This window comes from Paenibacillus taichungensis, from assembly GCF_003287275.1.
Classification (GTDB): Bacteria; Bacillota; Bacilli; order Paenibacillales; family Paenibacillaceae; genus Paenibacillus; species Paenibacillus taichungensis_A.
Map to the genome: position 1 here is coordinate 24,876 of NZ_QEVW01000008.1, position 26,044 is coordinate 50,919.

At 47.9% G+C, this 26,044-nt stretch carries 21 protein-coding genes; 18 read left to right on the forward strand and 3 right to left on the reverse strand.

What is annotated here, in order from left to right:
- Nucleotides 1–45: 45 nt before the first annotated feature.
- From DC345_RS12790 to DC345_RS12820, 7 genes are all read left to right on the forward strand, one after another.
- Nucleotides 46–1,314, forward strand: coding sequence for an SEC-C metal-binding domain-containing protein (locus DC345_RS12790; protein ID WP_113053428.1), 1,269 nt, complete (start codon nucleotides 46–48; stop codon nucleotides 1,312–1,314).
- Nucleotides 1,315–1,925: 611 nt separating this feature from the next.
- Nucleotides 1,926–3,179 carry a histidine--tRNA ligase gene (gene hisS, locus DC345_RS12795; RefSeq protein ID WP_113053429.1) on the forward strand — a complete coding sequence of 418 codons (1,254 nt, stop codon included), beginning with the start codon at nucleotides 1,926–1,928 and terminating at the stop codon, nucleotides 3,177–3,179.
- Between the two features lie 205 nt (nucleotides 3,180–3,384).
- Nucleotides 3,385–5,163, forward strand: coding sequence for an aspartate--tRNA ligase (gene aspS, locus DC345_RS12800; RefSeq protein ID WP_063567716.1), 1,779 nt, complete (start codon nucleotides 3,385–3,387; stop codon nucleotides 5,161–5,163).
- An 18-nt stretch (nucleotides 5,164–5,181) separates the two neighbouring features.
- Entirely contained in the window at nucleotides 5,182–5,940 is a 759-nt protein-coding gene (locus DC345_RS12805) for a tRNA threonylcarbamoyladenosine dehydratase (protein ID WP_076287755.1), read from the forward strand.
- Between the two features lie 411 nt (nucleotides 5,941–6,351).
- The gene (locus DC345_RS12810; protein WP_113053430.1) at nucleotides 6,352–7,650 is read left to right on the forward strand and encodes an NCS2 family permease; all 1,299 of its coding nucleotides are present in this window, start codon (nucleotides 6,352–6,354) and stop codon (nucleotides 7,648–7,650) included.
- A gap of 70 nt (nucleotides 7,651–7,720) precedes the next feature.
- Entirely contained in the window at nucleotides 7,721–9,514 is a 1,794-nt protein-coding gene (locus DC345_RS12815) for an ABC transporter ATP-binding protein (protein WP_113053431.1), read from the forward strand.
- Between the two features lie 175 nt (nucleotides 9,515–9,689).
- Entirely contained in the window at nucleotides 9,690–11,876 is a 2,187-nt protein-coding gene (locus tag DC345_RS12820) for a HelD family protein (RefSeq protein WP_113053432.1), read from the forward strand.
- Between the two features lie 135 nt (nucleotides 11,877–12,011).
- Here DC345_RS12820 and DC345_RS12825 read toward each other — a convergent pair whose 3' ends face one another.
- On the reverse strand, nucleotides 12,012–12,914 hold the full coding sequence (locus DC345_RS12825; protein ID WP_113053433.1) for a DMT family transporter: 903 nt from the start codon (nucleotides 12,912–12,914) through the stop codon (nucleotides 12,012–12,014).
- A gap of 28 nt (nucleotides 12,915–12,942) precedes the next feature.
- Complete coding sequence (locus DC345_RS12830) at nucleotides 12,943–13,683, reverse strand: SDR family NAD(P)-dependent oxidoreductase (RefSeq protein ID WP_113053735.1); 741 nt, start codon at nucleotides 13,681–13,683, stop codon at nucleotides 12,943–12,945.
- A gap of 162 nt (nucleotides 13,684–13,845) precedes the next feature.
- Between DC345_RS12830 and DC345_RS12835 the strand changes: the two genes are divergently transcribed.
- From DC345_RS12835 to crcB (DC345_RS12850), 4 genes are read left to right on the forward strand one after another with little or no spacing between them, the layout of a single operon-like run.
- Nucleotides 13,846–14,724, forward strand: a complete 879-nt coding sequence (locus DC345_RS12835; protein ID WP_113053434.1) for a LysR family transcriptional regulator — start codon at nucleotides 13,846–13,848, stop codon at nucleotides 14,722–14,724.
- A gap of 51 nt (nucleotides 14,725–14,775) precedes the next feature.
- Nucleotides 14,776–16,083, forward strand: a complete 1,308-nt coding sequence (locus DC345_RS12840; RefSeq protein ID WP_113053435.1) for a replication-associated recombination protein A — start codon at nucleotides 14,776–14,778, stop codon at nucleotides 16,081–16,083.
- Nucleotides 16,084–16,111: 28 nt separating this feature from the next.
- A complete protein-coding gene (crcB, locus tag DC345_RS12845; protein ID WP_113053436.1) occupies nucleotides 16,112–16,513 on the forward strand; it encodes a fluoride efflux transporter CrcB in 402 nt (133 codons plus the stop codon).
- Nucleotides 16,510–16,869: a fluoride efflux transporter CrcB gene (gene crcB, locus DC345_RS12850; RefSeq protein ID WP_113053437.1), complete on the forward strand. Its 360-nt coding sequence runs from the start codon at nucleotides 16,510–16,512 to the stop codon at nucleotides 16,867–16,869. Before crcB (DC345_RS12845) ends, crcB (DC345_RS12850) begins: the two co-directional genes overlap by 4 nt.
- Nucleotides 16,870–17,013: 144 nt before the next feature.
- Here crcB (DC345_RS12850) and mnmA read toward each other — a convergent pair whose 3' ends face one another.
- Nucleotides 17,014–18,135 (reverse strand): tRNA 2-thiouridine(34) synthase MnmA, encoded by a 1,122-nt coding sequence (gene mnmA, locus DC345_RS12855; RefSeq protein ID WP_076287764.1) that lies wholly within the window; start codon nucleotides 18,133–18,135, stop codon nucleotides 17,014–17,016.
- Between the two features lie 323 nt (nucleotides 18,136–18,458).
- On the opposite strand from mnmA, the gene cymR reads away from it, so the two are divergent.
- From cymR to DC345_RS12890, 7 genes are all read left to right on the forward strand, one after another.
- Nucleotides 18,459–18,878, forward strand: a complete 420-nt coding sequence (gene cymR, locus DC345_RS12860; protein ID WP_113053438.1) for a cysteine metabolism transcriptional regulator CymR — start codon at nucleotides 18,459–18,461, stop codon at nucleotides 18,876–18,878.
- Between the two features lie 123 nt (nucleotides 18,879–19,001).
- A complete protein-coding gene (locus DC345_RS12865; protein WP_113053439.1) occupies nucleotides 19,002–20,153 on the forward strand; it encodes a cysteine desulfurase family protein in 1,152 nt (383 codons plus the stop codon).
- A gap of 164 nt (nucleotides 20,154–20,317) precedes the next feature.
- Nucleotides 20,318–20,839, forward strand: a complete 522-nt coding sequence (locus DC345_RS12870) for a PRC-barrel domain-containing protein (RefSeq protein WP_024633069.1) — start codon at nucleotides 20,318–20,320, stop codon at nucleotides 20,837–20,839.
- A 10-nt stretch (nucleotides 20,840–20,849) separates the two neighbouring features.
- The gene (locus DC345_RS12875) at nucleotides 20,850–21,059 is read left to right on the forward strand and encodes a hypothetical protein (RefSeq protein ID WP_024633070.1); all 210 of its coding nucleotides are present in this window, start codon (nucleotides 20,850–20,852) and stop codon (nucleotides 21,057–21,059) included.
- Between the two features lie 251 nt (nucleotides 21,060–21,310).
- Nucleotides 21,311–22,378 (forward strand): AI-2E family transporter, encoded by a 1,068-nt coding sequence (locus DC345_RS12880; RefSeq protein ID WP_076287766.1) that lies wholly within the window; start codon nucleotides 21,311–21,313, stop codon nucleotides 22,376–22,378.
- Nucleotides 22,379–22,799: 421 nt separating this feature from the next.
- Nucleotides 22,800–25,430, forward strand: a complete 2,631-nt coding sequence (gene alaS / locus DC345_RS12885; protein WP_113053440.1) for an alanine--tRNA ligase — start codon at nucleotides 22,800–22,802, stop codon at nucleotides 25,428–25,430.
- 277 nt (nucleotides 25,431–25,707) lie between these two features.
- Nucleotides 25,708–25,968, forward strand: coding sequence for an IreB family regulatory phosphoprotein (locus DC345_RS12890; RefSeq protein WP_024633073.1), 261 nt, complete (start codon nucleotides 25,708–25,710; stop codon nucleotides 25,966–25,968).
- Nucleotides 25,969–26,044: the final 76 nt, after the last annotated feature.

The window sequence follows — 26,044 nt, forward strand, 5'->3', positions numbered from 1 at the left end:
GTTCTCATGCAAATGGCTAGTGACAGATTTAAGGGGGAATTAGTTTTGAGTAAGGTTGGAAGAAATGATTTATGCCCATGCGGAAGCGGGAAGAAATATAAGAAATGCTGTCTGGGCAAGGAGCCCTCTTCGGTAGAATCGATATTGGGGCTGATATCAACGGAGCAACCGGTCCAGGAAGCCTCGATTCAGCCTGAGAGCAAGCTGACCCTGACCAAGCTGAAAAAGATGGTGGCGAGCGAACTGAAATGGGAGCATCCGGCTCACGAACAGCTGGCACTGCAGCTTATTGAGGATATGAGAAACCAATACGAGCGGGAGCTGATTTTGGAAGCTCTGATGCTATGGAATGGCTATTCCCGTCAGACCCAGCCTACTGTCAAGAAGACAGGCTCGTTCTGCGCCGCAATCGAGTATTTGCTGTCCGAGGAATACGGATTCAATGTCTCAAAGGCTGAGCTGGCCTCTAAATATGAGGTAGCAACAGCAACGATCTCCCGGAAGGTTAAGGAGATGTTTAATTACATCGAAGAATATGGCATGGGCGGCGAAACTGATGAGCTGATGATGCTGAACAGCCCAGGCACATCGAAGGATAAAGCGCAAGCTCTGCTACATAAGGCGATGGAAGCCAGTTCTGCCAAACGCAGAGTACAGCTGGCGGAAACGGTACTGGAGATGTATCCTGACAGCTCTGATGCGTATCTTATTCTGGCTGAGGAGTCGGACAATGAGCAGGATGCACGAGCTTTCCTCAAGGACGGAATCGCTGCTGGCAAACGCGAACTTGGCGAACTGTTCTTTGAGAAGAACAAAGGGGACTTCTGGAGGCTTCATGAGACCCGTCCATATATCCGGATATGCAAAAGCTACGCCGAATCCTGCTGGTTTGGCGGAGATACCAAAGAAGCGGCACAAATCCTAGAGCATATTTTGGAGCTTAATACGGAAGACAATACCGGGGCGCGTTACCTGCTCGCTGCTGTGTATTTGTACAGCAACCAATTGAAGCAGGCAGAGCAACTGATGGAGAAGTATGGGAAAGGTGACGCCGCAACTGCCTTTGCGTATGACAAGATCATTCTGGAGTACAAGAGGAATGGAATTACCGCCCAGCTCAACATGTTGTACCGTGTGGCCAGGGATGTGAACAAACATGTGCCTGATTATCTGCTGGGTTTGAAGCGGCTGCCGCATAACCTCCCTGATTTTGTCGGAATGGGCAATTCCGACGAAGCGATTGAATATGTCATTATGCATTCCCGTCTATGGGCGAATGTGCCGGATCTGCTGAAGTGGATGCTGAAACAATAGAGATAGAGATATAAGAAGGCAATAGAAGTTGGAATTCATTTGGTGAAACCAGCTTCTATTAGCCTTGATTTCTATGGACTCCGCATCCCGTACGGCGTGTGAAAATCGTTTTCTAATGCTATCTTTTGGTGTTAACCCTTGACTTTAGCACTGCGGTTCATTACAATCAGAAAATAAATTAACTTTAAACGTTATATAATAACATGTAATCATATAACTTGATGATTTGATGACGGGACCAAGTACTCCGTGCCCACATGAACAGAGAGGAATCCCTTGGCTGTAAGGATTCTCTTGATGAGCGGACGAATGACTTCCCCGAGAACAGACAGCGAACACATTGGATTTATATCTGATGGTTATTAGCTGGCCTGCGCAGGACGTGCGTTATACGTAGAGCGGAATGATCTGTTTGATCGGATTGCCTGGAGCAACCTTAGATCATCACATGATCACCTGAACGGCGAAAGTGTCAGGGATTCCGGAATGTGGGTGGTACCACGGGTGAATGTGTAAACACAATCCCTCGTCCCTTTGTCTACTGTTTATACAGCGACAGGGCGAGGGATTTTTTTGTTATACAGAGAAAATAGATGCTGGAGGGATGAAAGATGGCTTTTCAAAAACCGACTGGAACGCAGGACTTGCTACCTGGTGTTGTGGAAAAGTGGCAGTTCGTAGAGGAAAAAGCGCGTGATCTGTGTCGCCGTTTTAATTACCGCGAGATTCGCACACCGATCTTCGAACAGACTTCTTTATTTGTACGAGGCGTTGGGGAAACAACCGATATTGTTGAAAAAGAAATGTACACCTTCAATGATAAAGGGGACCGCAGCATGACCCTTCGTCCGGAGGGTACAGCGGGTGTTGTCCGCGCTTATGTGGAAAATAAAATTTATGGCGAACCGGATGTGAGCAAGCTCTATTACATCGGTCCGATGTTCCGTTATGAACGTCCGCAAGCAGGTCGCCAGCGTCAGTTCCACCAGTTCGGTGTAGAAGCTATCGGAGCCCTTGATCCAGCGATCGATGCTGAAGTCATTGCGCTTGGGTATCAACTGTGTGTAGAACTGGGATTGAAAGATGTCAAAGTCGAGATCAACTCGGTGGGTAACCCAACGAGCCGTGCAGAATATCGCGAAAAACTGCTTGGATTCCTCAGACCGATGAAGGACAGCCTGTGCAAGGACTGCCAATCCCGGATGGAACGTAATCCGCTGCGTGTGCTCGACTGCAAAGTTGATCAGGACAAATTCGTAGGGGCACCTTCCATACTGGATAGTCTGGATGAAGAATCATTGAACCACTTCGCTAAACTGAAAAAGTATCTGGATGATTTTGGCGTAGATTACGTGGTGAACAATCGTCTGGTACGCGGCTTGGATTACTACACATTGACTGCTTTTGAACTGAAAGCCCAAGGCATTGGCGCGATTGATACAGTCGGCGGTGGGGGCAGATACAACGGCCTCGTTGGAGATATCGGTGGACCAGATCAGCCTGGTATTGGTTTCGGTATCGGTCTGGAGCGTATTCAACTGATTCTGGAACACCAGAACATTGATGTTAGTTCCCTTGCTCCACTGGATGTATATTTTGTTGCTCTCGGTGAAGCTGCCGATCGTGAAGTCAACCGTCAACTGTTTAAGCTTCGTCAATCCGGTCTGTCCGGTGAACGCGACTATCTCGGTCGCAAGATGAAGGCCCAGATGAAATCAGCTGACCGGTTCAAAGCCCGTTACACTGCCATTCTTGGTGATGATGAACTGGAACGCGGGGAAATTGCCCTGAAGTCCATGGATACAGGTGAACAACAAACGGTGAAGCTGGATGATCTGGTATCAGCTATACGTGGAAGTAAATAAGCACGAGTGAGTTTGAAACTGTAAAATAACAACAATTGATCCGGCAAAATTACTGAGGTTCACCAATGTTTCCGATTAATCGGAAGTTGGCGGGTCAGAGGTAACATGCCTTTTCGAATAATATCGTCTTCACGCAACCGCACTGTTGAAAAGCGGGCTCTACCCGCACATACAGAACGGAAATTCACATAAGAGGAGTTTGGTTATGAAAAGAAGTCATCATTGCGGCGCATTAACACCCGCACACATCGGTGAGACCGTAACATTGAACGGCTGGGTACAGACCCGCCGTGACCTGGGGGGCGTACTGTTTATCGATCTGCGTGACCGCAGCGGAATTGTACAAGTTGTTTTCAACCCGGCTTACTCTGGCGAAGCATTGCAAATCGCTGACAGAGTGCGGAGCGAGTACGTTATCGCAGTAACAGGTAAAGTGGTTAAACGTGACGAAGAGACCGTAAACAAAAACTTGCCTACAGGCGAAATCGAAGTGCAAATTACCGAGATTGAAGTACTGAACGCGGCAAAAACTCCTCCATTCTTCATCGAAGATGGTGTGGAAGTCGATGAGTCCCTTCGTTTGAAATACCGTTACCTGGACTTGCGTCGTCCGGAAATGTTTGAAACATTGAAATTGCGTTCCAAAGCATCCAAAGTGTTCCGTGATTATCTGGATGGAGAAGAATTCGTTGAAGTAGAAACACCGATTCTGACCAAGAGCTCCCCGGAAGGTGCGCGTGATTATCTCGTACCAAGCCGTGTGCATGAAGGTGAATTCTTCGCCCTGCCGCAATCCCCACAAATCTACAAACAATTGCTGATGGTCGGCGGACTTGAGCGTTACTATCAGATCGCTCGTTGTTTCCGTGATGAAGATTTGCGTGCGGACCGTCAACCGGAATTCACCCAAGTCGACATCGAGACTTCCTTCCTGCAACAGGATGACCTGCTGCCAATGATGGAAGAGCTGATGGCCAAATTGCTGCGTGAAACGAAAGGTATTGAGCTGGAACTGCCTTTCCAACGGATTACGTATGCAGATGCAATGGGTAAATACGGTTCAGACAAACCGGATCTGCGTTTTGGCATGGAACTGGTAGAAATGAACGATATCGTAGCAAACAGTGGTGTGAAAGTATTTGCTTCTGTCATCGAAAAAGGTGGAGAAGTGAAAGTTCTGAACGCCAAAGGCTGTGGTACATGGAGCCGTAAAGAAATCGATGACCTGGGACCATTCGCAGCGCGTTACGGTGCAAAAGGATTGGCATGGATTCAAGTAAAAGATGGCGAGTTCAAAGGACCAATCGTGAAGTTCTTTACGCCAGAAGAGATCGAAGCAGTCAAAGAACGTACTGGTGCTGAAGAAGGCGACTTGTTGCTCTTCTCTGCTGACACCAAAAAAGTGGTTGCAGATGTACTGGGCGCACTTCGTCTGAAAATTGGTCGTCAACTGGGCCTGATCGATGACAGCAAATTCAAATTTGCTTGGGTTGTTGACTTCCCATTACTCGGGTACGATGAAGATGCGAAACGTTATGTAGCGGAACACCATCCATTCACACGTCCTAAAGATGAAGATGTGCATCTTTTTGACACAGATCCAGGTGCTATTCGCGCTCAAGCCTATGACCTCGTTCTGAATGGTTATGAAGTGGGCGGCGGTTCGATGCGTATCTACAAACGTGATGTTCAAGAAAAAATGTTCGCTGCTCTGGGACTTTCTCCGGAAGTAGCCAACGAGAAATTCGGTTATCTGCTCGAAGCATTTGAATATGGAACGCCACCACACGGCGGAATCGCTTTTGGTCTCGACCGTCTGGTGATGCTGCTGGCAGGTCGCACGAATCTGCGTGAAACGATTGCCTTCCCGAAAACGGCAAGTGCAACGGATCTGCTCATGAATGCACCTTCAGAAGTGGATAACTCCCAATTGGAACAACTTCACATCCGCGTAGCCCGTAAACCGGTGGCGGAAAAGAAATAAAGGAGGCATCGATTCTCAATGCTCCATCAATTTTCAAGAACAGAATTGGCAATCGGACCTGAAGGTCTGAACGCTTTGAAAAATAGTACAGTCGCTGTGCTCGGCATCGGCGGCGTAGGCGGTATTGCAGTGGAAGCTCTCGCCCGCAGCGGTGTTGGCCGTATCATTCTGATTGATAAAGACGTGGTGGACATCACCAACATCAATCGTCAGATTCATGCTTTGACCACGACCGTTGGTCAGAAAAAAGCAGATCTGATGGTGGAACGAGTGAAGCTCATCAATCCAGAGTGTGACGCGATTGCACTGAATATGTTTTACACGGAAGAAACGTATGAGGAATTGTTCAAGTATGAGCTGGATTATGTGTTGGATGCTTCGGACACGATTATTTACAAAATCCATCTCATCAAGGAATGCTTGAAACGGAAGATTCCGGTTATTTCCAGCATGGGTGCGGCGAACAAAATGGACCCTACGAAATTCCAGGTTGCGGATATTTCGAAAACGACCATGGACCCGATTGCCCGTGTTGTCCGCACAAAACTGCGGAAAGAAGGTATCAAAAAAGGTGTGAAAGTGGTCTTTTCCACCGAAGAACCATTGAAACCGCGCGCAGATGTAACGCAGAAAATTGTTCCTGAGAATGCGCCGGAAATTCGCAAGGCCAAACAGCCACCAGCGAGTAACGCCTTTGTTCCTCCTGTAGCCGGACTGATCATGGTCAGTGTGGCCGTCAAGGAACTGATCGAAATCGCAGAGAATAAGCAGCAGTAATCTGTTTGTGAATGAAAAGCGTAGGTGCCGACAAGGTACCTACGCTTTTTTTGCATGCGCAAAACCTAAACAATTGTCAGGGTTACGTGATGTACTTCAATCCCAAAAGCGTGTATGATATGTGATGCTGCGCGAAATGATGATAAATACATAGAGAAATCGCAGCTGTATAAGATGAATATAAGATTTACACAAGACCGAAGAGGACAGAAAAACCTGAAAAGCGAAGCGTGCGCTTAATAGCTTTCTGAAAGAAAGCTACATCGGAAGCATACGCTATCACCGGATTTAACTTAAAAACATAAATCTAAAAATCTGGGGATAACAGCGATCGGAAGGTTGTTCTGTCCGCGCAATGGTAGAGTGTAAATACTTTTGTTCGGCTTACATCGAGAGAGGGGAACGGAACGAATGAAACAAGGATGGGTGACCAGACGTCTTGGCATGGAGCCGGGGGACCAGTGGAAGAAGGAAATTGTGGCGGGAGCCATTTCCTATTTTGCCGTGGTGTATATCGTAATGGTCAATGCAACAATTCTGGCTGATGCTGGAATGCCGCTACAGGCGGCTATGGTGGGTACTCTGCTGACGTCCATTGCAGGTTGCTTGCTGATGGCATTTGGTGGTAAGTCGCCGATTATCGTTGTACCTGGCATGGGCATCAATGCATTTTTCACTTATACACTCGTACATTCGATGAAATTGAGCTGGCAGGAAGCCTTGGCGGTTGTATCTGTCACCGGTGTGCTGTTTGCAGTCGTAGCTTTTACATCGTTATATAAAATGATTAGTGAGGCCATTCCGAAAAACCTGCAGCATGGCATTACGGTGGGGATTGGTTTGTTTCTGACGTTCATCGGTCTGCAAAAAAGCGGAATCGTCATCGCACACCAGACCACGTTTGTGGCGATCGGACATTTTAATGATCCTGGAGTTATTACCGCTTGTGTTACTCTTGTGATCGCCTTGATTTTATTTATACGCAATGTACAGGGCGGACTCCTGATCAGCATTCTTGCAGGGACAGGTCTTGCATATGTACTCGGTGCCGTAAATCCCGGTGAGCCGGTGTCAGCTCTAGAAGCATTACGTCAATATGGAGGCTTGTTTGGAGAGCTTTCTTTGGTGAAGCTGGCGGATTTGGCGTTCTGGATTGCAGTATTCCTGTTGCTGCTAATTGTTGTATTTGAAAATATTGGACTGATCACGGCCCAGACTCATCTTATTGGTCGTCCCCAGCGGTTCAAGGGGAGCTTACGTGCATTATCCATCAGTACCGTATTGGCAGGTGTATTCGGAAGTAGTCCTCCAGTAGCTGCGGCGGAGACAACAGCGGGTATAGCGGCTGGTGGGCGTACAGGTTTGACTCCACTGGTTACCGCAGTGCTGTTTGGTGCAACGTTCTTCTTTATTCCATTGTTGGGTTATATTCCGGACAGTGCTATTGCACCGATTTTGATCATTATTGGTGGCTTGATGGTACAAAGTGTGAAGGATATGGATTTCAGTGATTTCACGGAAGCTTTTCCGGCTTTTCTGATCATGGTCATGATTCCATTTACGTATAGTATTGTGGACGGTATGGCATTTGGATTCATTGCCTATCCGGTGGCGAAGCTCGCGGCAGGTCAGGGCAAACAGGTACCTAAAGTCATGTACGGCATTGCCATTCTGTTTTTGGCCAATTTTGTGCTGCATGGGATATTGTAAAAGACAGGAAACGTATTGTAAGTTCATACGTATGATCTCTGGTGAACAAGGGGAGAACGGAGGAACGGTAATGGAAGAGCAACAACATACAGGTCAAGATGAATCAAAAATAGGGAAAAAAGGATTCAAGGATTTTGTGAAGCTGATTGCTGCCACTAATCCACCGAAACTAATTCTAATCATAGCGTTGATCCTGACACTTATTCAGACGACAGCCGGACTAATTGTGCCTTTGATGACCAAAGGCCTGATTGATGGGCTCACGATGTCTGCGCTGAACAAGTCCGTTATTTTCCTGCTTCTGGGGGCATTTGTTATTCAGGCCATCGCTTCAGGCATCAGCATCTATATGTTGAACTATGCAGGTCAACGGGTAGTTGCGACACTGCGAACAAAGCTGTGGAATAAGGTGTTATCCCTACCGATGCCATATTTCGATCGGAATCGTACAGGTGATACGATGAGTCGAATCACGAATGATACAAGTCAGATTATGACGCTAATTGCGGATTATCTTGTTTCTTTTGTATCCAATATCGTTGCGGTTGTGGGCGGGGTAGCGTTGCTTTTTTATCTGGATTGGGTCATGTCACTCATTATTCTGAGTCTGGTGCCGCTAACGCTGCTGATCCTGTTGCCAGTTGGGCGTAAAATGTACAAAATCTCCAAAAAGCAGCAGGACGAAATGGCAGGTCTTACTTCGGTGCTCAGCCAAGTCATTGGCGAGATCCGTTTGGTGAAAGCTTATGGAACGGAGAAACAGGAGGCGGAAGCAGGCGATTCCCGTATCGGGAAGATGTTTGCTTTTGGACTGCAGGAAGCTCGGATTTTGGCGTTGATTGGACCACTCTTTACGTTTGTCATGACGGCCGTGCTGGTTGTTATTCTGGGTGTTGGAGGTATGCGGGTAGCTTCAGGTTTGCTGTCTCCGGGGGAACTGGTCGCCTTCATTCTGTTGTTGTTCCAGGTGATTATGCCGATGGGACAATTTACGACATTGTATTCACGTCTGCAAAAGGTTGTCGGTGCGACAGAACGCATTCAGGCTATTCTGGCACATGAAGAGGAACCGCGTCATAGCACAACAATTGCGCCCAAGGGCAATGAGACGATTACATTCAACAATCTGCATTTCTCTTATGTAGCAGGGGAAGAGGTACTGCATGGGATCAACCTGACCGTTCCGGCCCGTAAAGTAACGGCCATTGTGGGGCCAAGCGGTAGCGGGAAATCAACGCTGTTCTCCCTGTTGGAGCAGTTCTATCTTCCAGAGTCGGGTAGTATATCCTATGGTGGACAAGCCATAACTGATTATTCATTAGCCTCTTGGCGAAGCAAGATTGGATATGTATCACAGGAGAGCCCTTTGATGGCAGGCACAATTAAGGAAAACATGACATACGGGCTGGGCCGTGAAGCGAGTATGGATGAAATTAGACAGGCGGCAGAAATGGCGTATTCGTCAGCTTTTATCGACAAATTGCCACAGGGCTATGACACGGAAGTGGGAGAACGCGGGATTAAACTCTCCGGTGGTCAACGCCAACGGATCGCTATTGCTCGTGCACTGCTGCGCAGTCCGGATATTCTGATGCTTGATGAAGCCACGTCCAGTCTGGACAGCACCTCCGAACATGAAGTGCAGCAAGCATTGTCCAATCTGATGGAAGGACGAACGACGGTAGTCATTGCACACCGATTGTCCACTGTCGTCGACTCTGATCAGATTGTTGTGCTGGAACAGGGACATGTAACGGGAACTGGAACACATGCGGAGTTAATTAGCAATCATCCGGTATACCGTGAACTGGCACAGAAACAGTTTGTGGCACAGGATGGCAAGCCGGATTCTGAACCGGATTGATGAAAAAGGGTGACCGTTGTTCATCTGTTCTTTGCGAACAGGAACAGCGGTTTCTTTCATTTTGTTATCCGGGTTACTGTAGCTTTTTGTACATCAATATGATATAGTGGGTATCCTTTTGTGTCGTCAGTGATTGACTATGCAGAAAAACATATTCTTAGGAGGTAACTGAAACATGTCAGACAGCTTTCAAAGTGCCTATCAAGAAGAAGAGTACAGGTTAGAGCGAACGATGAAGGAAGTGGACAGTCAGCTGGAACGGCTGCAGAACATTCCGGTATACACCGGCCACGACTTCACAGAGCAAGTGTTGGAGGCCGGACGCGAAGAGCGCCGCACCGCCTTGTCCAAGAGCGCGCAGCAACCCTATTTCGGACGCTTGGATTTCGAAGAACAGGGCAGTGGTGCACGGAAACCGCTGTATATTGGCAAAATCGGCGTAGACCGCGAAGAGGTGGGAGAGCATCCGCTCGTCATCGATTGGCGTGCTCCTGTCGCAAGCCTGTTTTACTCATTTACCGGAGGGGAAGCCTCCGCAACGTATGAAGCCCCGGAGGGACTCATTGAGGGGCTGGTTTATCTGAAACGAAACGTTGTCATTCGTCAGCGTATATTGGAACGTGTGGCGGATACGTACAATCGGGACAGTGACCAGCCAGCCGTATCGGATGAATTCCTTGTGTATCGATTGGGTGAGAACAAAGACAACAAGCTTCGTGATATCGTATCCACCATTCAGGCGGAGCAGGATCAGATCATTCGTGCGGCGAGAAACACCGCATTGATCATTCAGGGTGTGGCTGGTTCGGGTAAAACAACCGTCGCACTGCATCGCCTTGCCTTCTTGCTGTATCAGTACAAGGAGCAGGTATCTGCGGAGAAAATGGTTATTTTCGCACCCAACCATATGTTCCTGGATTACATATCGGATGTACTCCCGGAGCTTGGTGTAGGGGACATTCAGCAGCGTACATTCCCGGATTGGGCGATGAACCTGCTGGGGCTGGACCTGCCTTTGGCAGACACGTCGGAGACTTTGAACACCTGGTTTGAAACGCCGGATGCACGTCCTGAGCTCAATGATGATGTGCCAGGGCGTTACAAAGGCTCGATTCGCTTCATGGAATTGATCCGGGAGTGGCTGTCCGGGATGGAAGAGGAATCCGTACCTGATATGGACTTCAGCCCATGGGATGGCGCAGTGCTCAGCAAAGCCGAGATTGAGAACTGGTTTGGGGAAGAGTACAAACATTATCCGCTGGCAAAACGAAAAGAGCGGGTTATGGCGCGTATTCACCGCTGGATTGAGATGGAACTCAAGAAACCTTGTCCGGAAGCCGTTCGCAAAGAGCGTAAAAAGAAAGCGGCAACCCGTGAGAAGGCTTACGCCAAAAAATGGCCTCAATATGAACCACTTACGCTGTACAAACAGCTGTTCAAGGTTGTTAAAGGCGGTTCGGTACCTGCCTCGCTCAGTGGGCTTATTCCCAATTTGGTGATGAAGCAAACGGCAGCAGATCTGAAGCAGGATATCATCCGTGAAGAGGATTTGCCTGCATTGGTGTACATTCATACCTTGGTTCATGATATTGACGGCTCCGAGCGCTTCGATCACGTCGTCATTGATGAAGCGCAGGACTTTTCTCCTTTTCATGTGGCGTTATTGGATCAGTTCGTCAAGGGGCATTCCTTCACCATACTGGGGGATCTGTCCCAAGGTATTCATGAGTATCGTGGTGTTCATGCGTGGGAAGAGATGAGTTCCCTGTTTCCTGAGGAGCAGAATGCATACTTTGCATTGACACGGAGTTATCGCTCAACGATGGAAATTATCGATTACGCGAATACGATTCTGGAGCGGGGCGTCAAGAGCGGCATTACAGCGATTCCTGTATTCCGGAGTGGTGATCCCGTACGGACATTGTCCTATGGGGTAGAAGGGCGCACAGCGAGCCTTGAACAGGCTCTGAAGCTCTTAACGGTCAAAGACTATCGCACAGTTTCCATTCTGACCCGTACCCTGCATGAGGCAAAGGAGCTTCATCAGGAGCTCCAGGCGGCAGGCTGGGATCTGAACTTGATTGACGGCGGCAAAAAACAGTACACTGGCGGTCACTCCGTTTTACCTGTCTATTTGTCGAAAGGGTTGGAGTTTGATGCAGTTATCGTAGCGGATAGTGATGAGAAGCACTATTTGCCCAATGCGGGTGATGCAAAGCTGTTATACGTTGGCTGTACAAGGGCCTTGCACGAATTATGGTTATTCCACGACGGCCCATTGCCTGACTATGCTGCTGCAACCCACAATCCGGAAGGTGAGTCTGTTGCCATTCAGGGTTGGCCTGACAGCGAGGCAGAGTAAACCTTTGTTGTTGAACATAGCATTAACATATAGAAAGAGCATGGCGCTATTAAAGCACCATGCTCTTTCTATGTTCTCAGATGAGTATTATTAACGAGTGGATCACCTAAAGTTTCCTTGTTATTCTTCTACTGGTCAACTTGCAGATGGGCGTTGGGGCAAACCCGGATTATCCAAGGCTGACTTATGACTGGCGGGATGACGATTAACCAGGAAAATGCCCAGACAGATCATTACCCCACCTGCACCGACAATCCAGCCGACACGCTCTTCCAACAAGATGAAGCTCGACAGTAGTCCAAACAGCGGCGCCAGAAAAAGAAAGGAACTGGTTTTGGCCGGATCTGTGTTCTGCAGCAAATAAAACCAGAGGGTGAACTGAATGATGGAACAGAAAATGGTCAGCCAAACCAGGACAACGATGGACGTTGTATTTACGATAAAATGAGGCTGCTCTGTAAACACACTCAGTAGAAGCAGTACTGCGCCTCCAGCGAGCATTTGGTAAGCGGTAAGCACAAATGTATCATGAGCAACTCCCCAGCGTTTAATGAGCAACGTAGATACAGCAAAAGAGACAGCGCCGCCAAAGCCAATCCACGTCCCAGGACTCATACTCAGATGGAATCCAAAGGTTAACGCCACTCCGACAAATCCGAGAACCACACCGGTCCACTGGCTAAAACGATAGGACACACCATATAGAGCAGCACTCAGGATGATGACAAGCAACGGATTCGTAAATGTGATTATGGCGGATTCTCCCGAACTAATCCAGTTCATGCTGTAGTAGGCACAGCCCATCACTCCCGCCGACTGGAACAGACCGATTACGGCGATTTGCATCCACTGTTTCCACCCCACAGGCATGGGACGTTTTCTGATGATCCACGCTAGTAATGCTCCTGCCAATATATAGCGAAGTGCCATTAACAAAAAGGGAGGAGCATACATCATACCGATTTTGCCTACGGGAAACGAGGTTCCCATGATGAGCGTGGTCACGAGGATCAGGAACGTATATTTTAAAGGCTTCATCAGGCTTCCTCCCTTTTACTTCCCGTGCTCATAACGTCTGACCGCTATCTACTGTAATCAGTTGTCCGGTCATGGATGGTTGCTCCAACGCGGCGCACACCATATGTGCAATGTCTTCGCTTGCCGCTATTCGCTGCAATAATAACTCACCGCCCAGACGATGCATCTGTTCTTCTTTTCCTGTCCACCAACGGGTCGCGACTGCACCCGGAATGATGGCGTTAACTCTAATATCGGGGGATAGCGCATGTGCCAAAGACTTCGTCAAACCGTGTACTGCTGCTTTGGAAACCGCGTAAGGAAGAGAGGACCCGGATCCTGTGCTGCCAGCTATGCTGCCAAGGTTAACGATTGCGCCTTGGCCTGTCTGCTGCATTCCTTTTGCTACAGCTCGTGCGCAGTAAAACATGCCTTTAACATTGACGTCATATAGTTCATTCCATACGTCATCCGTTACGGATTCCAGATCCTTCATTGGGATATGATGCGTAATGCTGGCGTTATTTACGAGTGCGGTCACAGGACCAACTTTTTCAGTGATCAAGGCTACCATTTGGCGAACCTCTACATCGGAAGCCACATTGGCTCGAATTGCAAAAGCATGACCTCCCGCATTCAGAATATGTTGAACAGTCTCTTCGGCCTCATCCTGGGAACGAGAGTAATTAACGGCAACGGTGGCTCCACGACTAGCGAGCAGTACACTGGTAGCTCGGCCAATACCTGTGCCACCTCCGGTTACCAAGGCTACGGTGTTCGTCCAGTCCATCATCATTAACACTCCTTAAGTGAACTCAGCGAATAGAAGTGCTGTGTTCTGATCTATCCCGATTGTAGCTCGAAGCAGCTATACTGTATAATGATTGTTAATGGATTGGATATCATTTTAAATGATGTCTGAATAGATAGAGTCATAGTTGGGAGGTTTACAATGGAGAGTGGGGATTTGAGGATATTTCAATGTGTCGCAAAAGAAGGAAATCTGACTCGAGCTGCGGAGCGACTCGGTTACGTGCAGTCCAATGTGACAGCAAGAATACGACATCTGGAATCGGAAGTAGGGACACTGCTATTTATCCGTCATAATCGGGGGATGACGTTATCTCCAGCCGGTGAGATGCTGCTGACCTATGCAGATAAAATTGTAGGCCTGCTCGATGAGGCGGGTAAAGCGTTGAGATCTACAATTGAACCTTCTGGACCACTACGCATAGGCTCCACGCAGACCGCCGCAGCAGTACGTTTACCTGAGCTTTTTGCAAAATATTATAAGCAGCATCCGGCTGTCTCCTTATCATTGACTACAGGTAACTCCCAAGTGCTTATGGATCAGGTTATGGGGTATGAATTGGAAGGGGCATTTATAGGTTGCTCGTGTGACCACCCTGATATTGCTTCTACTCCCGTATACGATGAGGAACTATTCGTTGTCTCCTCCGGTATGGGGCCGGAAGGCGAAGAACTCACCAGCAAACCGATTCTGGTCTACAGCATGGGGTGCTCATATCGTCAGGTTTTGGAGGAATGGTTAGCGGTTAGCGGTGTAACCCGTCCGGTTATTATGGAATTTGGGACCCTCGAAGCGATTATTAGCGGGGTCACATCCGGCATGGGAATTTCGCTGTTACCAGAGATCGTCATTCGGCATCAGATTGAAAATGGATTACTGCGCAAGCACACACTTCCGGTAGGCATGAATCGGATGATGACTCATTTTATCACACGCAAGGATGCCTTTGTCAGCAGTGCGCTGGGCGCATTTATGGGGATGCTGCCACGGGAGTATGATATGATAGAGAATAGCGATTAATCAGAATTTTAAGGAACAAGTAAAGGCAATCCGTTAAGGAAGTGATGAGCAATGGATTTATTTTCATTTCAGCAAGATTCAGAACCTCAAGCAAGACTGCTCGCTGACCGAATGCGGCCTGAGCGGCTTGATGAATATATTGGGCAAGAGCACATTATAGGACCGGGGAAATTGCTCCGGCGCGCCATTGAAGCGGATCAGATCTCGTCCATCTTGCTATACGGTCCTCCGGGGTGTGGCAAGACGACACTGGCACATATCATTTCCCAGCATACCCAAGGGCAGTTTGTCCGTCTGAATGCGGTGGATGCTTCCGTCAAGGATGTACGTGAGGTCATTGAGCAGGCGCAAACGAACAAGCAGTTGTACGGAACAAAAACCATTTTGTTCCTCGATGAAGTACACCGCTTTAATAGTTCACGGCAGGATGCGCTGCTGCCCGCGGTAGAGAAGGGCACGATTATATTTATCGGCGCTACGACAGAGAATCCCTTTCATTATGTGAACGGGGCCTTGATGAGCCGTTCCACGCTGTTTCAGCTGGAGTCTTTGAACAAAGAGCATTCCCTGATTGCGATGCGCCGTGCACTGGCGGATGCGGATAAAGGTTTGGGATTCATGGACCTGCAGGCCGACGACGAGGCATTGGAGCATATTGCGACGATGGCCAATGGCGATATTCGGCGTGCGCTAAACGCCTTGGAACTTGCTGCTCTGACTACACCGCCAGAGAAGGATGGATCGATTCACATTACGCTTGATGTAGCTGAAGAATCCATACGTCGTCCGATTGTGAAGGCAGATGAATCGACACAATATGATGTACTGTCGGCATTTCATAAAAGCATCCGGGGTTCCAGTGATGCAGCACTGTTCTGGTTTCTATATGCGGTAGAGAAGCTGGGCATGGACCCGATGACGTTTATACGTCGTCTGATTGCAGCGAGCAGTGAAGATATTGGACTTGCAAATCCGCAGGCGATGACCCAGGCCATCGGGGCGCTGGATGCTTATCGCAATAATGGCTGGCCTGAAGCCAAGCTGAACATTGCCCAAGCGATTCTGTTTGCTGTTGAAAGTCCAAAATCCAATGCGGTGTACACGGCAATCTCCAAAGCGATGAATGCCATTGATGAGGTGAAATCGGCTGAGGTGCCTCTTCATCTCAGGGATACTCATTATTCCGGTGCAGTGAAGCTGGGTCATGAAGGCTACCAATACCCGCATAATTATCCGGGTCATTACGTGAAGCAGGAATATTTACCGAAACAGCTCTCACGTCGTGTTTTCTATGAAGCAACGGAACAAGGCAACGAATCCAAGATTCGTCTAAATCAACAGCGACGCAGAGATCTGTAAGAACGATAACCCGGGAGATGCTTGAACAATGAAAGAAATTTTTTATATTGGAATCGGTGGGATTTTGGGTACGTTATGCCGATATGGGATACAGTTATGGATGCCAGCAGCCAATGAAGGCTTCCCTTGGGCAGTGTTGCTGATCAATGCCATTGGGAGCCTGTTTTTGGGTTGGTTCTTCACCATAGCTGTTCCAGGTAAAATAACGCCTCAACTGCGTCTTGCGATTGGAACGGGGTTTACCGGGGCATTCACCACATTCTCCACCTTTACTCTCGATATGGTCCGTTTATCTGAAGGAGGAATGTGGGGTAAGGCTGTTATATACCTCGTTGTGAGTTTACTCGCAGGGTTATTACTGTGTGCATTGGGGATTAAGGTTGGTCAGCGAATGTTGGGTAAACCGACGCAGGACGGTGTTGCACCTTGATCATCTGGATTGGTCTTGCAGGAATGCTGGGTGCGGTGCTTCGCTACAGTTTGGGTCGATGGATATCCGGTTCGCTCGGAACGGCCTTCCCATGGGGGACATGGGTCATTAATATCAGTGGTTCTCTGTTACTTGGATTGCTCTATGGCTGGCATCAGTCAGATTCAATCCCAGACGCAGTCTGGGTGATAGGGGGTACCGGATTTTGCGGCGCGTATACCACATTCTCTACGTTTGGATATGAGACCCTTGGTCTGATGGGGCAGGAACGTTACTTCAGAGCTGTTATATACATCACAAGTTCGGTACTGATAGGGGTTGCGGCCTCTTTTGCAGGAGTGTGGCTGGCTGCATAAGTGAAAATAATTATTTTTTTTGCAGGAAAAAGAAGGAAAAAAGCCATCCGTCATGGTATACATGAAAGATGGCTTTTGTTATAGGAATACAGGGTATTGCGCAAAATCCATACGGGGATGGATTCATTTTTGTTATTGAATCTATTACAGCGCCGGTACAGGCACTTTTTGAACCTGATCGATCGTTCCGCCGCCGAGACATACATCTCCATCATAAAACACAACGGCTTGACCAGGCGTGATCGCTTTTTGCTGTTGGTCAAACTGAACATCCACGCTGCCATCTTCCTGCCATGTCAGGGTTACACCCTGATCCGGCTGACGATAGCGGAATTTGGCGGTACAACGGAATGGTACGTTAGGCATATGTGCTGCACCTGCGATCCAGTTTACACCTGTTGCAGTCAGACCAGTTGAATACAGGCTTGCATGTGCATCGCCCTGAACGACAAGCAGTTGATTTTTCTCCAGATCCTTGTCTGCCACGAACCAGGGTTCACCATTACCGGAACCGCCAATGCCGAGACCTTGACGCTGTCCAAGTGTATAGTACATCAGACCATCATGACGGCCCTTCACTTCTCCGGTTGCAATATCAACCATGTCTCCGCCTTTGGCAGGTAGATAGTTGCTCAGGAACTCTTTGAAGTTGCGCTCACCGATGAAGCACACACCTGTGCTATCTTTTTTCTTCGCGGTGTAGAGGCCAGCCGCTTCTGCAATTTTGCGCACTTCCGGTTTTGGAAGATGACCAATCGGGAACATGGCTTTGGACAGTTGGTTCTGATTCAGTGCATTGAGGAAGTACGTTTGGTCTTTGTTACTGTCCACACCGCGCAGCAGTTTGAACGTTCCATCTTCTTCAATGAGGCGAGCATAGTGGCCTGTAGCCACATAGTCAGCGCCGAGATCCAGCGCTTTGTTCAGGAATTCGCCGAATTTGATCTCACGATTACACATGACATCAGGATTCGGAGTACGACCCGACTTATATTCATCAAGGAAATAGGAAAATACTTTATCAAAGTACTCTTTCTCGAAGTTGACAGTGTAGTAAGGAATGCCGATCTGTTCGCAAACCCGGCGTACGTCCTCTGAATCTTCTTCAGCGGTACAGTGGCCGAACTCGTCCGTGTCATCCCAGTTTTTCATGAAAATGCCGATGACATCGTAACCCTGCTCTTTCAGCAGCAGTGCGGTGACGGAAGAATCGACACCTCCGGACATGCCAACGACGACCCGTGTATTTTCAATTGTTTTGGACATCGTTATCACCATTTCTCTATATAAATGTGTTTCGTTTCTTATTCTAGCATAACCGGACTCAAGTTACGATACACCCGGCCAACTTTGGATAGTGTCCACCACAGGCGCACATTTTGCAATTTCGTCAATCTTTCTTTTCCATAAAGCATGCAGATATGTTAACATTAGCTGAGGGTTATGATCGGAATACGGAGGATTAGAGGGATTAGGTCTGTATTTTTCATATCCCGCTGTGGCGGATCCTGGAAAGACGGTCTTGGACCACATCCTGTTATTTTATGTTTCACAACTTGTTTTTTCGAAAATTGAAAGAGGTGACTCCTTTGAAAATATCGACAAAAGGCCGTTACGGCCTCACAATCATGATGGAGCTGGCAGCCAGAACAGGCGAAGGCCCGACATCTTTGAAAAGTATTGCCGAGCGCAACCAGCTCTCGGAGCATTATCTGGAGCAATTGATCGCTCCTCTGCGTAATGCAGGACTGGTCAAAAGTATCCGTGGCGCCTACGGCGGTTACATTCTGGCAGGTGATCCTGCTACTATAACGGCAGGGGATGTTATTCGTGTACTGGAAGGTCCGATCTCTCCAGTGGATTTCACAGAGGAAGATGATCCGGCGAAGCGCGACTTGTGGTTGCGCATCCGTGACAGCATTGCAGAAGTATTGGATTCAACAACGCTGAAAGATCTGATTACATTCCAGGATCAGGAACAAAAAGACTCCTACATGTTCTATATCTAACATAGTTGATGATGAGCATCACAGACGACACACTAAAGCCCCCATATTGGGGGCTTTAGCCATGCAACAAGCTACTTTATGGTTTGAAAATATGGAAGTCCAACATATAACGGGGTGAAATCAATGAAAAGAATATATTTGGATCACGCCGCATCGACACCTATGCACCCACAAGTCGCGGAAGCGATGATGAAAGTGATGACAGGGCAATATGGCAATGCATCAAGTATCCACGCCTTTGGGCGTGAAGCCAAACGGACCGTCAGTGGAGCAAGGGATGTCATTGCGGCGTCTTTGGGTTGTTTCCCAGATGAACTCGTATTTACCGGAGGCGGCACGGAAAGTGACAATCTGGCGATATTTGGCGCTGTTTCAGCGAGAAACGAACGGGGACGGCACATCATTACAACGGCCATTGAACATCATGCGGTACTGCATACTTGTCAGGAGCTGGAGCGACAAGGCTATGACGTGACTTATTTGCCTGTAGATGAGTACGGAAGAATACGTCTGGAAGAGCTGAAAGAGGCCATTCGGCCCGATACAGTGTTGATCACCATGATGTATGCCAACAATGAAGTGGGCACAATTCAGCCTATCCGCGAAATTGGTGAACTGGCTCGTCAACATGATATTTTGTTCCATACTGATGCAGTTCAGGCTCTTGGCAGCCAGGAAATTTCCTGCAAGGAACTGCCTGTGGATCTGATCAGCTTCTCTGCTCATAAAATTAATGGCCCTCAAGGCGTGGGTGCACTCTATATACGGCGTGGAATTGTGCTGGAAGCGAGATCTCACGGTGGCCTTCAGGAACGGCAGCGACGTGCAGGTACCGAGAATATTGCGGGTATCGCTGGCTTTGCGGAGGCGTTGAAAATATCAGGAGAACAAGCCGAGGCACGACGTGAACATGATCTGGCATTGCGATCATTGCTGCTGGAACAATTGGAGCAGTATGTAGGATTGGAGCATTTCCACGTTAACGGACATCCGGAATATACGCTGCCCAATATCCTGAACATCAGCTTTCCGGAAGTATCCACAGAGACGATGCTCATGAATCTGGATATGGAAGGCATCGCAGTTGCGAGCGGTTCGGCATGTACTTCTGGTTCACTCGAAGTATCCCATGTACTGAAAGCGATGAAGCTGCCGGAGACATTTTTGCATTCCGCGATTCGTTTTAGCTGGGGGTTGGGTAATACTACGGAAGAAATCATGATAACCGCCGAAAAAATTGGAACCATTCTTGGGCGACTGCGTAATAGAGCCTAAGGGGCTCTTTGCACATGGAACAGAAGGAGGGAAGAAGTTCCATTTCATCGGTTGGATAGAAGCGGTTTTGATGATCGGCGTCTGATTGCCACTCATCAACTTTGGGCATACCTAGCAATAGCGCCGCGACTATTTAATGATAAGAAGATGAGGAGGACCCTGCGATGAAGCTTCAGGAAATGATCGGACTTGCCGTTTTTGACGTTGAGGATGGAAAGCAGGTCGGTAAAATCCAGGATTTCATTGTGAATGACGATTGGAAAATTGAAGGCATTGAACTTGAAAACAAAGGCCTGTTTACCAGTCATGTCAAAATCGTGCAGTGGCAAGATATCGTTGCCTACGGCGAAGATGCCGTCATGATCCGTAATCAACAGGCTGTCCGCAAAACGGGAGCCGACGACATAAAACACACGTACCTCCTCGGCCAGTCTAAATTGAAGGAGATGTCCGTGCTCACTGAAGAAGGTTTGCTGCTTGGACGTGTCTCTGATGTTTATTTTGACCAGGAGTTGGGAAATACAATAATAGGGATTGAAATTACGGACGGTTTTGTGTCCGATTTGATTGAGGGCCGCAAATGGCTGCCATGTACAAGCGATATGTCTATTGGGGAAAGTGCCATTATGGTGCCGCCGCTGAGTGAACAGCGCTTGGAAAATGCCATTCATTCTGTTAATGGATAGGTGAATGAATATGAAATGTCCAAACTGTAGTTCCAAAGATATTGGGAAAATCGGTTCCCACCAGTTTTATTGCTGGGGATGCTTTATCGAATTAACAGTGAACGGTGAGAAAATGTCTGTATACCAAGTGGAAGAAGACGGCACGCTCAGTTCCCTCGATGATCTGTTCTTCGGGGAAGAGCTGCCGCAAGACTTCCCTCATCTTCATGCTTCTTCTTAATAAGAAGTTTAACTTCTTCTATATGCGGTTTCATGACAAAGACTGTCATTGAATGCTGTCATGAAATGATGACAGATGTATATAGCTGCGGTTACATAGTGGTTCAAGGGAACTTGTATAAATATATGCTAACCCGGATCACAAGATGCGTCTCCTTCATTATGAAGGGGGCGCTTTTTTTGTGTGTTAATAAATATTCCCTTCCTTACATATACTGACTTTCAGAGCCAGTCCAAAAGGGAGAGATGCAAGTGGAGCAATTAACCAAAAACAAGCTGTTCCGTTATGCCATCTGGCTGCTACTCGGATTGATTATTCTGTATTTTATCTGGCTGCTGCGGCCATTACTGCTTCATATATATGGATTCCTGAAAACAGTGCTGGCACCATTTATCGTGGCTCTCATCATATCCTATGTTCTCAATCCGATTGTAAGCATGCTGGGAGGGCGAAAAGTCCCTCGGACCATTGCCGTGCTGTTAATCTATGCTTTTTTCCTCACCTGTATCGGGGTCATCCTGATGAATGTCATTCCGGTTTTGATTGAACAGTTGGAGGAACTGAACGAGCATATGCCTGAGCTGTCGATGCGTGCCCAGAGTCTGATGAACAATATGGATCACAAATTAATGCCACCAAGTGTGCGTACAGGTATGAACAGCTGGTTTTTCCAGATGGAGGATCGTCTGACCCAGGGGATTACAAAGCTGATGGATAATATCGGGACAACCATCAATGTGTTATTCAACGTGTTTATCGTGCCATTTCTCATTTTCTATATGTTAAAAGATTTTGAGGTGTTCGAACGTACAATTGTGGCGTACCTGCCTCGCTCACGGCGCAAGGCCATTGTTTCGGTTATGAAAGAGATTGACACGGCCTTGGGAAACTATATTCGTGGACAGTTTATCGTCTGTGTGATTGTAGGCATCTTTGCCTATATCGGTTACATCGTCATTGATATGCCTTATGCACTTCTGCTCGCCAGCATTGTCGCTGTATTTAACATCGTGCCTTATTTGGGGCCGTTTCTTGGAGCTGCTCCTGCAGTGGTGATGGCTTCTACGGTATCGTTCAAAATGGTGCTCTTCGTTGTCATTGTGAACACACTATGCCAGGTGCTGGAGAGCAACGTCATCTCCCCTCAAGTGGTAGGGCGGACTCTGCATCTGCATCCGTTGTCGATTATCTTCGCACTCCTTGTGGGAGGTGAACTGGCGGGCATAGTGGGTCTCATTCTGGCGGTGCCAGTCTTTGCTGTTCTGAAAGTCATTGTGCAGCACTTTTTTGCCTATTACATTAAACGAAGAACGGACTGATCGTAACAACAGTTTGGTCCAAAAGGGTGCGTTGACACCATATAGGCATATCGATATAATGGAGGGGTATGTTTAGAACAAGAAATCGATGATGAAATGAAGTACGCCGAGGGTTCCTTTCCTCAGAGAATAGACTTCTTCGGATCAGATGTAATCTGAGCCCGATGGCTGGAAGAGTCTTGAAAGTTGAAGCGGCGGAAAGCTGATTTCGGAGTGCAGGACAACCCTGCCGGGAGCGACCGTTATTTCGCATCAACGAGGAGATTGTTTGTTTCATCTGTGGATGAACAGCAATAACCAGGGTGGTACCGCGATTATAATCGTCCCTGACTATCAGGGGCGTTTTTTGTGTTTGTTTTTACTTGTTAACAACCCGGAGCAAACATGCACCGGACTATTATAATAATTGGGGGCACACCGTATGAAAGCCAGTGAAATCCGGTCCAAATGGATAGAATTTTTTGCAAGTAAAGGTCACAAAATCGAGCCAAGCGCATCGCTTGTACCTCATAATGATCCATCCCTTCTGTGGATCAATGCGGGTATGGCACCGTTGAAACCGTATTTTGACGGTCGGGAGAAACCGGAGAACCCGCGTCTCGCCAACTCCCAAAAATGTATTCGTACAAACGATATTGAAAATGTCGGTAAAACTCGCCGTCACCATACGTTCTTCGAAATGCTCGGTAACTTCTCCATCGGAGACTATTTCAAGGAAGAGACGATTACTTGGGCATGGGAATTTCTCACAAGCAAAGAATGGATCGGTTTCGATCCGGAACGTCTCTCCGTAACGGTATACCCTGAAGACGAAGAGGCCTTCAAACTGTGGAACGAAAAAGTAGGCTTGCCTGCTGAGCGTATCATCAAACTGGATGAAAACTTCTGGGATATCGGTGAAGGCCCTTGTGGACCATGTACCGAAATTTTCTATGATCGCGGCGAAGCTTATGGCAACGATATGAATGATCCCGAGATGTATCCAGGTGGGGAAAATGAACGTTACCTGGAAGTATGGAATCTGGTATTCTCCCAGTTCAATCACAACAAGGACGGCAGCTACACACCGCTTCCGAACAAAAATATTGATACAGGTGCAGGTCTGGAGCGTTTTGCATCCATTCTGCAAAATGTGGATTCCAACTTTGACACAGATCTGTTCCAACCGATGATTCAAAGAACAGCGGCTCTTGCCGGTGTGAAATATAATGACAGCGTAGAAATTGACGTTGCACTGAAAGTTATTGCCGACCACATTCGGACCGTTGCCTTTGCTGTAGGTGATGGCGTACTGCCAAGCAATGAAGGTCGCGGATATGTCATTCGCCGTTTGCTCCGTCGTGCTGTACGTTACGGAAAAGTATTGGGACTCGACCGTCCATTCCTGTATGAACTGACAACGACTGTTGGTGAAGTGATGGGGATGTACTATCCGGAAGTCGTGGACAAACAGGAGTTTATCGCTAAAGTGATCAAAACCGAGGAAGAGCGTTTCCACGAAACACTCACAGATGGTCTGGCTATTCTGGCTGATATCAGCGGCACAGCCAAGTCCGAAGGACGTACGGTTATTAGCGGGCCTGAAGCGTTCAAACTGTATGATACGTACGGTTTCCCGTTTGACCTGACAGAAGATTATGCAGCAGAGCATGGTCTGACAGTAGATCGTGAAGGTTTTGATGCTTCCATGCAGAAGCAGCGTGAGCTTGGTCGTGCAGGACGTCAGGAAAACGAGAGCATGAAGGTTCAAGGCGGACCACTTGCTGATCTTGCGGTTAAAAGCGAGTTTGTTGGTTATAATGACCTGTTGACGGAAGCAAAAGTGGTAGCCATCGTTGCTGGTGACGCACTGGTAGACTCCGTAAGCGAAGGACAGACATGTCAGGTCATCCTTGACAAGACTCCGTTCTATGCGGAAAGTGGCGGACAAGTGAGTGACCAGGGCTTGCTGCGCGGAGCAAGTGTAACAGCAAAAGTGCAAGGCCTGTTCAAAGCTCCGCTGGGACAACACGTACATCTGGTGAGTGTAGAGTCCGGTGAACTGCGTGTAGGTGATGTGATTAAAGCTGAAGTGGATGCGTCCAAACGCGGCGATATTATCAAAAACCATACCGCAACCCATTTGCTGCACAAAGCGCTCAAAGATGTGCTCGGAACACATGTAAATCAGGCAGGATCACTTGTAGAGCCTCAGCGTCTGCGCTTTGACTTCTCGCACTTCGGCAGCATTACACCGGAAGAATTAACAGAGATCGAGCGTCAGGTGAACGAGCAGATCTGGAATCGCCTGAACGTAAACATAGAACTGAAAGCTATTGATGAAGCCAAAGAAATGGGCGCAATGGCATTGTTCGGTGAAAAATACGGCGATATCGTACGTGTGGTACAAGTCGGAGATTATAGTTTGGAACTTTGTGGCGGCTGTCACGTAAATAATACATCAGAGATCGGTATCTTCAAGCTGGTGAGCGAGAGCGGTATCGGCTCCGGCGTACGTCGGATCGAAGCTGTGACTGGCCGTGGCGCGTATCTGTATGTAGAAAGTCAGCTTGAATTGCTCAAACAATCCGCAACCCTGCTCAAAGCAAATGTGACGGATGTGCCTAAACGCATTGAAGGACTGAATCAGCAATTGAAAGAAGCTGCCAGAGAGACTGAATCACTTCAAAGCAAACTGAGTGCCATGGAAGCAGGCGCATTAACAGATCAAGTGGTACAAGCAGGAAACACACAATTGCTTGCAGCTCGTGTCGATGCTCCGAATATGGATGCACTGCGTACAGTGGCTGATGAATTAAAAGTAAAACTGCCTGATGCAGTACTCGTACTGGGTGCTCCCTCTGATGGCAAAGTGAATTTCGTTGTAGCTGTCCCTGCTGAACAGGTAAAACAAGGGCTGCATGCAGGTAAAATCGTCAAAGAAGTTGCGGCAGTATGCGGCGGCGGAGGTGGCGGACGTCCTGATATGGCGCAAGCCGGAGGCAAGGATGCAAGCAAGCTGGATGAAGCGTTGAAACTGGCTGTTTCGCTAGTTAGCGGGCATATTGCATAAAGCGAACAAGTGGCTTTCAAACGCCAAAACTATAGTTCGAACGGTTCTGTTCGTTTATACGGTGGTTGGATCGGGATGCTTCTTCCCGTCCAACTTTTGTACCCGAGAGCGAGTGGAATCGAATGATGCAATATGCTGAAGCCAGTAAAGGACAAGCAAAAAACACAATTGGCTTATCCTTTGTTTACTTGTGGCAGTCAGAATATGTTATTATATAAGCAGAAATCAATTCGGCAGGACATGGTCCCCATGTTCATGCAGGAGCGAGGTGTCATCAATGGACTCCATGGATAAGACGGTTAAATTTAATGTGAAAGCCGACGAGCAGGAAGCATCCTCCAAAGAGATTCTTCTCACGGTATATGATGCACTGGTGGATAAGGAGTATAATCCTATTAACCAGATTGTCGGGTATCTGATTTCTGGAGACCCCGCATACATCCCTCGTCACAACAATGCACGCAGTCTGGTCCGTAAAAAAGAGCGTGATGAGCTGATTGAAGAGCTTGTTCGTTCTTATCTGGCCAATCACCGGTAATGTACACCGCTTCCGCTGTGATGCAGCTATGCAGGCAGCGGGAAATGAACCGACAGAAGACAGCCTGAAGCTTGAG

Bases quoted from the DNA above. Each gene is read 5' to 3' on its own strand.
- DC345_RS12875 (WP_024633070.1), top strand. From the start codon at position 20,850: ATGAAATGTCCAAACTGTAGTTCCAAAGATATTGGGAAAATCGGTTCC.
- crcB (WP_113053436.1), top strand. From the start codon at position 16,112: ATGAAAGAAATTTTTTATATTGGAATCGGTGGGATTTTGGGTACGTTA.
- DC345_RS12890 (WP_024633073.1), top strand. From the start codon at position 25,708: ATGGACTCCATGGATAAGACGGTTAAATTTAATGTGAAAGCCGACGAG.
- DC345_RS12805 (WP_076287755.1), top strand. From the start codon at position 5,182: ATGCTCCATCAATTTTCAAGAACAGAATTGGCAATCGGACCTGAAGGT.
- DC345_RS12870 (WP_024633069.1), top strand. From the start codon at position 20,318: ATGAAGCTTCAGGAAATGATCGGACTTGCCGTTTTTGACGTTGAGGAT.
- DC345_RS12840 (WP_113053435.1), top strand. From the start codon at position 14,776: ATGGATTTATTTTCATTTCAGCAAGATTCAGAACCTCAAGCAAGACTG.
- alaS (WP_113053440.1), top strand. From the start codon at position 22,800: ATGAAAGCCAGTGAAATCCGGTCCAAATGGATAGAATTTTTTGCAAGT.
- hisS (WP_113053429.1), top strand. From the start codon at position 1,926: ATGGCTTTTCAAAAACCGACTGGAACGCAGGACTTGCTACCTGGTGTT.
- DC345_RS12865 (WP_113053439.1), top strand. From the start codon at position 19,002: ATGAAAAGAATATATTTGGATCACGCCGCATCGACACCTATGCACCCA.
- aspS (WP_063567716.1), top strand. From the start codon at position 3,385: ATGAAAAGAAGTCATCATTGCGGCGCATTAACACCCGCACACATCGGT.
- mnmA (WP_076287764.1), bottom strand. From the start codon at position 18,135: ATGTCCAAAACAATTGAAAATACACGGGTCGTCGTTGGCATGTCCGGA.
- DC345_RS12810 (WP_113053430.1), top strand. From the start codon at position 6,352: ATGAAACAAGGATGGGTGACCAGACGTCTTGGCATGGAGCCGGGGGAC.
- DC345_RS12825 (WP_113053433.1), bottom strand. From the start codon at position 12,914: ATGAAGCCTTTAAAATATACGTTCCTGATCCTCGTGACCACGCTCATC.
- DC345_RS12820 (WP_113053432.1), top strand. From the start codon at position 9,690: ATGTCAGACAGCTTTCAAAGTGCCTATCAAGAAGAAGAGTACAGGTTA.
- DC345_RS12830 (WP_113053735.1), bottom strand. From the start codon at position 13,683: ATGGACTGGACGAACACCGTAGCCTTGGTAACCGGAGGTGGCACAGGT.
- DC345_RS12815 (WP_113053431.1), top strand. From the start codon at position 7,721: ATGGAAGAGCAACAACATACAGGTCAAGATGAATCAAAAATAGGGAAA.
- DC345_RS12835 (WP_113053434.1), top strand. From the start codon at position 13,846: ATGGAGAGTGGGGATTTGAGGATATTTCAATGTGTCGCAAAAGAAGGA.